The 1,240-nt window shown below is 26.0% G+C and carries 2 protein-coding genes and 1 pseudogene; 2 read left to right on the top strand and 1 reads right to left on the bottom strand.

Features of this window, described 5'->3' with window-relative positions:
• A pseudogene (locus AMN88_RS02175) lies at positions 1-166 on the top strand (leucyl aminopeptidase); the annotation flags it as partial.
• Entirely contained in the window at positions 159-569 is a 411-nt protein-coding gene (gene ndk, locus AMN88_RS02180) for a nucleoside-diphosphate kinase (RefSeq protein ID WP_075536221.1), read from the top strand. The pseudogene AMN88_RS02175 and the gene ndk, both read left to right, overlap by 8 nt.
• On the opposite strand, the gene purN is transcribed toward ndk, so the two are convergent.
• Positions 559-1,140, bottom strand: coding sequence for a phosphoribosylglycinamide formyltransferase (purN, locus tag AMN88_RS02185; RefSeq protein ID WP_075536222.1), 582 nt, complete (start codon positions 1,138-1,140; stop codon positions 559-561). The two genes, ndk and purN, sit on opposite strands and share 11 nt — an antisense overlap.
• Between the last annotated feature and the right edge of the window lie 100 nt (positions 1,141-1,240).

The raw sequence follows: 1,240 nt of genomic DNA on the forward strand, positions 1-1,240 counted from the left end.
GGCTGCTCAATTTTTGCAAAGATTTATTTTAAATAAAACACCTTGGGCACACTTAGATATAGCAGGAATGGCATTTTCTAAATATGGAGGAGCATTAAATTCTGGTGGGGCAACAGGTTATGGAGTGAGATTATTAAACAAACTAATAGAGGATAATTATGAGTAATTTAGAACAAACATTATCAATTATAAAACCAGATGCAGTGGAAAGAAATCTAGAGAATGAAATTAAAGAAATGTTTAAATCTAATGGTTTTACAATTTTAAAAGAAAAAAAAATCCAAATTGAAAAATCAGAAGCTGAAAAGTTTTATAAAGTTCATGAAACCAAACCATTTTATAATGATTTATGTGCATATTTATCCTCAGGTCCTATAGTTGTAATGGTTCTTGAAAAAGACAATGCAGTTTTAGGAAATAGAGAATTAATGGGTGCTACAAATCCAGAGGATGCAGAGGAAGGTACTATTAGAAAAAAATATGGGATTTCAATAGACAAAAACTCTGTTCACGGATCAGATAGTGTTGAAAATGCTAAAATTGAAATAGATTTTTTCTTTAAAGATTAAAAACTTTTAATATAGCTTTAGGGTACAGTTTATGCTCTTGAACTAAAATTTTTTTAGCAAGAGAGGACTCAGTATCTTTTTTTGAAATTTTTACCTTCTTTTGTAGAATAATCTTCCCCGAGTCTAATCTAGCATTCACAAAATGAACAGTGCATCCTGAGTATTTTTCCCTATTATTTAATACTCTTTGGTGAGTATTTAATCCTTTATATTTAGGCAGTAAAGAGGGGTGTATATTTAAAATTTTTCCTTTAAATTTTTTTATAAAATTTTTTGATAAAATTTTCATAAATCCAGCTAGACAAATCATTTCAATATTATTTTTTTTTAAGATAGAGAGTATCTTATTTTCACTTAATTTTTTGTTTTTAAAATTAAAAACTTTTTTTTTAATTTTAAATTTTTTGGCATAATTTAAACCCTTTGCCTTAGAGTTATTTGAAACAATAAAGTTAATTGATATAGGAGATAATTTAGTTTTAGAAAATTTAACTAAAGATTCTAAATTACTGCCTGTCCCTGAAATAAATACAGCTGTTCTAATTCTATTGATGCCAGTTGATAGAACCATTTAAATTAACTTTGTTTTTACCATTTAAAATTTTTCCAATAACATATGGTTTGTATTCTTTTGAAAAAAATTGACTTATTTTTTTTAAATTTTTACTTTC

The sequence above is a fragment of the Candidatus Pelagibacter communis genome (genome assembly GCF_001180165.1).
Classification (GTDB): domain Bacteria; phylum Pseudomonadota; class Alphaproteobacteria; order Pelagibacterales; family Pelagibacteraceae; genus Pelagibacter; species Pelagibacter ubique_P.